The organism is Pseudomonas sp. BS-2016 (assembly GCF_001806145.1).
Taxonomy (GTDB): Bacteria; Pseudomonadota; Gammaproteobacteria; order Pseudomonadales; family Pseudomonadaceae; genus Aquipseudomonas; species Aquipseudomonas lundensis.
In genome coordinates this window covers 1-2030 of the sequence record NZ_MLCT01000200.1, presented here as the reverse complement: position 1 = coordinate 2030, position 2030 = coordinate 1, and the positions used below count along the sequence as shown (strand labels likewise).

Annotated in this window: 3 protein-coding genes and 1 pseudogene; all 4 read left to right on the top strand. The window is 63.1% G+C overall.

Going from position 1 to position 2030, the window contains the following annotated elements; all coding sequences use genetic code 11:
* Window positions 1–381 (top strand): annotated as a pseudogene (locus tag BKD70_RS23765) (diaminopimelate decarboxylase); the annotation flags it as partial.
* A 3-nt stretch (window positions 382–384) separates the two neighbouring features.
* Complete coding sequence (gene dapF / locus BKD70_RS23760; RefSeq protein WP_034129052.1) at window positions 385–1215, top strand: diaminopimelate epimerase; 831 nt, start codon at window positions 385–387, stop codon at window positions 1213–1215.
* Window positions 1216–1228: 13 nt separating this feature from the next.
* A complete protein-coding gene (locus tag BKD70_RS23755) occupies window positions 1229–1945 on the top strand; it encodes a DUF484 family protein (protein ID WP_054896015.1) in 717 nt (238 codons plus the stop codon).
* A 2-nt stretch (window positions 1946–1947) separates the two neighbouring features.
* The coding region (locus BKD70_RS25165; RefSeq protein ID WP_175441038.1) for a site-specific integrase at window positions 1948–2030 on the top strand (83 nt) is incomplete at its 3' end.

Here is a 2030-nt window from a genome sequence, read left to right as displayed (position 1 = left end):
GAGTACCTCAAGCACACCGAGCACAAGGATTTTGCCATCGTCGATGCGGCGATGAACGACCTGATCCGCCCGGCCCTGTACCAGGCCTGGATGGATGTCACCGCCGTGACGCCGCGCGCAAGCGACGCCCGCGCCTATGACATCGTCGGGCCCATCTGCGAGACCGGCGACTTCCTGGCCAAGGATCGTGAGTTGGCGCTTGAAGAAGGTGATCTGCTGGCCGTGCATTCGGCCGGAGCCTACGGGTTTGTCATGAGTTCCAACTACAACACCCGCGGGCGCACCGCCGAGGTGCTGGTGGACGGTGATCAAGCATTTGAAGTGCGTCGCCGCGAGACGGTAGCCGAGTTGTATGCTGGCGAAAGCCTGCTGCCGGAGTAAGCCATGCTGCTGCGTTTTACCAAGATGCACGGGCTGGGTAATGATTTCATGGTCCTCGACCTGGTCAGCCAGCACGCGCACATCCTGCCCAAGCACGCCAAACAGTGGGGCGATCGCCACACCGGGATCGGTTTCGACCAGTTGCTGCTGGTCGAGGCGCCGAGCAACCCGGAGGTGGATTTCCGTTACCGGATCTTCAACTCCGACGGTTCCGAAGTGGAACAGTGTGGCAACGGCGCGCGCTGCTTTGCGCGCTTTGTGCTCGACAAACGCCTGACTGCCAAACGCCAGATTCGCGTCGAAACCAAGGGTGGCGTGATCGAACTGGACATCCGCAATGATGGCCAGATCAGCGTCAACATGGGCGCCCCACGCCTGGTGCCGGCGGATATTCCGTTCCAGGCCACCGAGCAGGCCCTCAGTTACCCACTGGATGTGGAGGGCAAAACCGTGGAGGTCGCCGCCGTGTCCATGGGCAACCCCCATGCGGTGCTGCGGGTCACCGACATCAATAACGCCCCCGTGCATGAACTGGGGCCGAAGATCGAACATCACCCGCGCTTTCCGGCACGGGTCAATGTGGGCTTCCTGCAGGTGATCGACCGTAACCGTGCGCAATTGCGCGTATGGGAACGCGGCGCCGGCGAAACCCAGGCTTGCGGCACCGGTGCTTGCGCCGCTGCCGTGGCCGCGATCAGCCAGGGGTGGATGGATTCGCCACTGTTGATCGACCTGCCCGGCGGACGTTTGTCCATCGAATGGGCAGGCCCTGGCCACCCGGTGATGATGACCGGGCCAGCCACGCGTGTATACGAAGGACAGGTCCGTCTATGAGTGAGCCAAGCTAATGACCGATAAGCCTCAAGTACCCGCACACGCTACCCCGAGTGAAAGCCTGGAGGCCGCTGCTGTCGCGGCGTACCTTGAGGCTAACCCGGACTTCTTCGTCGAGCACGAAGAACTGCTGCCGGCCCTGCGCATCCCCCACCAGCGCGGCGATACCGTGTCGCTGGTGGAGCGGCAAATGAAGATCCTGCGCGAGCGCAACATTGAAATGCGCCACCGACTCTCTCATCTGATGGACGTGGCCCGCGACAACGACCGCTTGTTCGACAAGACCCGCCGCCTGATTCTGGCCCTGATGGATGCCGCCAGCCTGGAAGAAACGGTGATCGCCGTGGAAGACAGCCTGCGCGAGGATTTCCAGGTGCCCTTCGTCAGCCTGATCCTGTTCAGCGACAACCCGATGCCGGTGGGGCGCTGGGTCACAGGTGGCGAAGCGCAGACGGCCATCGGTGGCCTGCTGTCCGAAGGCAAGACCGTCAGCGGCACCTTGCGCGAGCATGAGCTGGACTTCCTATTTGGCGCCGAACAGCGCAAGCAGATCGGCTCTACGGCCGTTATCGCCCTCAGCCATCAAGGCTTGCACGGGGTACTGGCCATCGCCAGCCGCGACCCGGCGCACTACAAAAGCTCGGTGGGCACGTTGTTCCTGACCTATATCGCCGAAGTGCTGGGCCGCGTCCTGCCACGCCACACCACCACCCTGCGCGCGGTGCGCTGATCATGGAGCGGCAACTGGACGCTTACTGCGCTCACCTGCGCAATGAGCGCCAGGTGTCGTCCCACACGCTGGAAGCTTATCGGCG